Below are 6074 nucleotides of genomic sequence, written 5' to 3' on the forward strand. Positions count from 1 at the left end.
CGCGAAGCCGCCAGGAGCCCATGCCGTGAACACCCCTCCGATCAGCGATTCCCACCCGTCCTCTCGAACAGCCGACGCCACCGCCTTCCACCTTCCCGACCGCCTCGCGGCCAAGTCCGACCCGGCGCTCATCGGCGGCGACGAGCAGCACTTCGCCGCGATCGCCGACACGCTCTCGCGCTCCATCGAAGGGCTCGAGGCCCGCCTCGACGAGCTGCGCCGCCGTCCCGGCGGGCACGGACAGGCAGGGGTCGAGCGCGACCTCGAGATCCACCGGGTCTCCGCCCGGCTGCGGGTGCTGCGCCGCTTCGGAGTCGACGCGTGCCTCGGCCGCATGGTCCCCGCCGACGGCAGCGAGCCCGTCTACATCGGCCGCTTCGGACTCACGGATCCTGCGGGCCGGCGCCTGCTCGTCGACTGGCGCACGCCCGCCGCCGAGCCGTTCTTCGCCGCGACGCACGCCCATCCTTCGGGGCTCGTCAGCCGCCGCCGCTACCGCTGGACCGGCGGCCGCGTGACCGACTACTGGGACGAGGTGTTCACCGCCGAGGGACTCGATCACAACGCTGCCCTCGACGACCAGTCCGCGTTCATCGCGAGTCTCGGCGCCAGTCGCTCGCCGCGCATGCGCGACGTGCTGGGCACGATTCAGGCCGACCAGGACGCGATCATCCGCGCCGGCTCGCGTGGCGCGCTGGTGGTCGACGGCGGCCCCGGCACGGGCAAGACCGTCGTGGCGCTGCACCGCGCCGCCTACCTCGTCTACTCCGACCCGCACCTCGGCGAGGGGCGCGGCGGCGTGCTGTTCGTCGGTCCGAGCACCGCGTACCTCTCCTACGTCGAGGACGTGCTCCCGAGCCTCGGTGAGGAGAGCGTGCAGACGTGCACCCTGCGCGACCTCGTGGCCGAGGGCGGGGTCGCCGGCGCCGAGCCCGATGCCCGGGTCGCCCGCCTGAAGGCCGACGCCCGCATGGTCGACGCGATCGAGCCCGCCGTGCGGCTCTACGAGGAGCCGCCCACCACCGGCATGGTCGTCGAGACGCCCTGGGCCGAGCTGCGGCTCGATCCCCAGGACTGGGCCGAGGCGTTCGCATCGGCCGAGGCGGGCCTGCCGCACAACGAGGCGCGCGACCAGGTGTGGGAGACGGTCCTCGACATCCTCACCGACCAGGTCGACGGCGAAGCGGTGCCGCCGCATCAGCTGCGGCGAGCGCTGGCCCGCAACGAAGAGCTGACGCGCGCCTTCGGCCGCGCGTGGCCGCTGGTCGAGGCATCCGTTCTCGTCTCCGATCTGTGGAGCGTGCCCGCGTATCTGCGCCGCTGCGCGCCGTGGCTCGAGCCCGACGAGATCGAGGCCCTCCAGCGAGCGGTCCCCACGGCCTGGACCACCTCCGACCTGCCGTTGCTCGACGCGGCCCGACGTCGGCTGGGTGACCCGGGGGCGTCCCGGCGTCGCCGCGAGCGCGAGGCGAAGCTCGCGCAGGAGCGCGAGTACATGGCGCAGGTCGTCGACCGGCTGAAGGAGGCCGGCGACGAGATGATGCAGTGGCTCGACGGCGATGATCTGCGCAACAGCCTCGTCGACGAGTCCGTGCTCGACGCCGTCGATCCCGATCTGCTCTCGGGGCCGTTCGCGCACGTGATCGTCGACGAGGCGCAGGAGCTCACCGATGCGGAATGGCGGATGCTGCTGGCCCGCTGCCCGTCGCGCAGCTTCACGGTGGTCGGCGATCGGGCGCAGGCGCGGCACGGGTTCCACGAGTCGTGGCAGGAGCGCCTCGAGCACGCCGGTCTGACCGAGGTGGGCATGTCGTCACTCACCATCAACTACCGCACGCCGAGCGAGGTGATGGCCGAGGCGGAGCCGGTGATCCGCGCGGCGATCCCCGACGCGAACGTGCCGACGTCGATCCGGTCGAGCGGCGTGCCGGTGCGTCACGCCGCGGTGGCGGACCGCGACCGGATCCTGTCGGAGTGGCTGGCAGAGCACGGCGAGAGCGGCGTGGCGTGCGTGATCGGCGACCCCTCGTTCGCGCCCCAGGAGCGGGTGCGTTCGCTCACGCCCGAGCTCGCGAAGGGCCTCGAGTTCGACCTCGTCGTGCTCGTCGAGCCGTCGTCGTTCGGCGACGGCATCGAGGGCGCGGTCGACCGCTACGTCGCGATGACCCGCGCGACCGAGCGGCTGGTGGTGCTCGAGGGTTAGCGACGGGGGACGGATGCCGCGGCGCCGGCGTATCTGCGGCGCGTCGCGGCCGCTCTCCCCTGTGTGAGCACAGACGTCGAAGACGAGGCATCCGAGGCCGTCGAGGCCGCGGATCGCGAGACGCGCGGGTCGCTCGTGCGCTCGCTGCTCGCCGTCGTCGCCAACGTCGGTGTGCTGACCGCCCTCCTCGTGTACTTCGGCTGGGTGCGCAGCGACCAGATGGCGAAGATGCTCGGCATCGACGAGGCCATCCTCGGGATGACGGTCGACGACTACGTCCGCCGGAGCGTGCAGCCGGTGGTGCTGCTCCCGATCTGCGCGGCGATCGCCGGCCTCGCGTGGGTCGGGCTCGACCAGTGGCTCCGGCGCCGGCGCATCCGGTTCGGAGGCGACGACCGCATCGTCACGTGGGTTGCGCGCTGGATGTGGCTCATCGCCGTCGGCGTGTTCGCGCTGGGCCTCGTCCTCGGGCTGATCGGGTACGCGATCACGTACATCGCGGCACCCCTCGTGTGCGCGGGCGGAATGCTCCTGCTCCTCTACGGGCTGATGCTGCGCGGCGGACTCCGCGACGCGGTGAGGTTCGCCCCGATGACCGAGGGCGTCCTGCGGGGCGCGATCGCGATCCTCGTGGCGATCGGACTGTTCTGGTCGGCGATGAACTACGCGACGGTCGAGGGCACGGAGCTCGCCCGCGACTTCCCGAACCAGATCGAGAAGCTGCCGGGAGTGATGGTCGACAGCGCGGCGCCGCTCGACATCGTGTCGCCGGGCGTCGACGTCGCGTGCGCCGGATCCGGCGAGGACCTCCGCTACCGGTATCGCGGCCTGCGCCTCCTCGAATCGACGGGCGGGAAGTACTTCCTCATCTCCGATGAGTGGACGTTCGACTACGGCGTGGTCGTCATGCTCCCCGTCGACGGCGACGGTCTGCGGTTCACCTTCGTCCGGGATGTCTACGGGATCGCGGACGCCGGAGGCTTCGGCCCCTGCACGAGCGTCGACCCGGAGCCCGAGGTCGCGGGGCAGGGCTGAGGTATCTCCCCCACCCCTTCACCCCTCCACAACTGCAGATCCTCGACGAAGGAGGGAAGCGATGTCTCCGACAAGAACCACTCCGAAGCGATCGCTCGCGATCGGATCCGCGGTCGCGGTCGCGGTCGCCCTCGGCCTCTCGGGGTGCGGCGAATACTCGCCCGTGGCACCGGAGAAGGAGCAGCCGCCCGCGACGCAGCGGGACGACGACTCGCGAGATGACGTGAATCGGACCGACTCGGGTGAGCCGGCGCCGCCGGATTCGATTCCGGACGCTGCGCCCCCGGCGTCCCCGCCGAGCACGGACACTCAGCAGCCCGGTTCCGGCGGGAGCCCCACCCCGCGGAACCGGCAGGGCGGCGGATCGGGTGGATCGAGTGGTTCGGGAGGAAACGGCGGGAATCGTGGAGGCGGCGGGAACGGCGGCTCCGGCGGGAGCGGAGGCTCGGGCGGCCAGGGCGGGAATGGCGGCCAGGGCGGGAATGGCGGCCAGCCCCCGACCGTCGTCTACGCGTGGGACCTCCCGAAGAGCGACACGAGCCCGAACAACTTCGACGACGGCCCCGCGTACGGCTACCTCGAGTCGGGGGACTGCGACACCGCCGCGGCGTACCTGGCGCCCAACAGGCTGACGAACGAGCCCGTCTTCGGGGTGTTCAACATGAAGACGCCGCGCTACGTCGTCCTGCTCTCGGCCGGTGTCGCCATGTGCCGAGGCTCGTTCGACGAGGCCCGCGCGAGCTACACCTATTCCATGACCCAGTGGGGCGTCCAGGGTCTCGATCACCCGAGCCACCCCGTGGCGGAGGACGGCGTCACCGAGGTGACGGCGCCGTGGCGTCGCGGTTACCGGGAGCCCGAGTGCGACCTGTATCGCACCTTGACGTTCGCGCTCACGGGCGTCGCGGCCGACACTCTGCAGTGCCCTGGCGGCGAACGTCCGCTGCACCGCTACGTCGCATACGCGGCCGAGGACCCGGCGACGAACGTGGTGGCAGAGGTGATCGCGTGGGACAACCCGCTGACGTTCACCGTCGACGAGAGCCTCGTCCCGCCGGAGCATTGGACCGGCGCACCGGGTACCCCGGGAACCTCCGACCAGATCGGTCCGAAGGTGGCCGGAGACCCTGACGACGAGTTCGATTTCCCCGAGCCGCCGCCCGGTGCGGTCGCCCCTCTCGAGGCCGCCGCTCTGGAAGCAGCTGAGCCGGTTGCCGCCGCTGCTGCGGTCGAGCCCGCGGCGACCGAGCCGGCGCCCGCAGAACCGGAGGCGGACCAGCCGGTCCCGTCGGAACCCATCGAGGTCGAGCCCGTTGCGGTCGAGCAGGCTCCGGTGGAGTCCGTGCCGACCGACGCCGAGCCTGCGCCGGAGCCCGAGGCAGAGGCATCCATCTCCGCCGCTGAACCGGCCTCCGCACCCGCTGAGCCCGCGACGCCGCCGGTGACGGCGGAGCCGCCCGCCGCTCCTCCAGCCGAGAGCGAACCCACGGCACCGGCGGCGCCGTAGCCGTCGCGGATCAGCACTCCACGACATTGACGGCGAGGCCGGCGGTGCTGGTCTCCTTGTACCTCGATGACATGTCGGCGCCGGTCTGGCGCATGGTCTCGATCGCGGTGTCGAGGTCGACGATGTGACTGCCGTCACCCAGCAGCGCGAGCCGGCTCGCCGTCATCGCTGTCGACGCGGCGACGGCGTTGCGCTCGATGCACGGGATCTGCACGAGGCCGGAGACCGGGTCGCAGGTCAGGCCCAGATGGTGCTCGATCGCGATCTCGGCGGCGTTCTCGATCTGCTCGGGCGTGCCCCCGCGGACGGCGGTGAGCCCTGCCGCCGCCATCGCGCATGCGCTTCCCACCTCTGCCTGGCAGCCGGCTTCGGCGCCCGAGATCGAGGCGTTCGCCTTGATGAGCGATCCGATGGCCGTCGCGGTGAGAAGGAAGGTGCGGATGAGTTCGGGATCGAAGCCCGTCGGCACGGCCGCCCGGTACAGCACCGCCGGAAGCACCCCGGCGGCGCCGTTCGTCGGTGCCGTGACGACCCGGCCGCCCGCGGCGTTCTCCTCGTTGACCGCGAGCGCGTAGACGGACACCGCCTCGGCGGCATCCGTCGATCCGCCGCGTTCCCCCAGCTGCCGCCACGCGGCAGCGGCCCTCCGCGGCACGCGCAGCCCGCCCGGCAGGACGCCGTCGGAGTGCAGCCCTCGCTCGATGCACGCCCGCATCGCGGCCCAGATCGCGTCGAGACCGCGCGCCGCCTCGGCGGCGCCGTGGACGGCGGTCTCGGCCTGCCACGCGATGTCGGCGATGGTGCGGCCCCGGGCGAGATCGAGGAGTTCGCGCATCGTGCGGAACTGCGGTGCATCCGCGGGCAGCGCAGCCGTCTCCGCCCCGGCGGGCTCGTCGTCCAGCCTGCGGATGAAGCCACCGCCGATGGAGAGATACGTCTCCTCGAGGATCCCGGCCCCCGCGGTGAGTTCGGCGGCCAGCAGCAGTGAGTTGGGATGCCCGTGCGGACGCTCGCGCGATGCGAGCTCCATGTCCTCGTGCACGAACGGCACTCCGCCGATGTCGAGCGAGACGCCCGACTGCAGAAGCGCCCACCCGCCGTGCACGACCTCGGGATCGACCGTCTCGGGCCGGAATCCGCGGAGGCCGGCGATGACGGCGTCCGGCGTCCCGTGCCCGACTCCGGTCGCGGCGAGGGAGCCGTGCAGGCGGCAGCGGAAACGCACCACGTCCGCCAGGACGCCGGCGTCGGCCAGCCGCGTCCGGAAGTCGGCGGCCGCCCGCATCGGCCCGACCGTGTGCGAGCTCGACGGGCCGGTGGCTTACGAGA

3 protein-coding genes and 1 pseudogene are annotated in these 6074 nt (G+C 72.3%); 3 read left to right on the forward strand and 1 reads right to left on the reverse strand.

Annotated features, from left to right (window positions below; all coding sequences use genetic code 11):
- Positions 1-25: 25 nt before the first annotated feature.
- The 3 genes from helR (at position 26) to ACLBXX_RS19450 (ending at position 4745) form a co-directional block, all read left to right on the forward strand.
- Positions 26-2203 carry an RNA polymerase recycling motor ATPase HelR gene (gene helR / locus ACLBXX_RS19440; protein WP_447659379.1) on the forward strand — a complete coding sequence of 726 codons (2178 nt, stop codon included), beginning with the start codon at positions 26-28 and terminating at the stop codon, positions 2201-2203.
- A 63-nt stretch (positions 2204-2266) separates the two neighbouring features.
- Complete coding sequence (locus ACLBXX_RS19445) at positions 2267-3238, forward strand: hypothetical protein (protein WP_447659380.1); 972 nt, start codon at positions 2267-2269, stop codon at positions 3236-3238.
- 61 nt (positions 3239-3299) lie between these two features.
- Entirely contained in the window at positions 3300-4745 is a 1446-nt protein-coding gene (locus ACLBXX_RS19450; RefSeq protein ID WP_447659381.1) for a hypothetical protein, read from the forward strand.
- A gap of 10 nt (positions 4746-4755) precedes the next feature.
- Here ACLBXX_RS19450 and ACLBXX_RS19455 read toward each other — a convergent pair.
- Positions 4756-6060 (reverse strand): annotated as a pseudogene (locus ACLBXX_RS19455) (L-serine ammonia-lyase); the annotation flags it as partial.
- Positions 6061-6074 lie beyond the last annotated feature (14 nt).

Source organism: Microbacterium sp. C23T, from assembly GCF_053345975.1.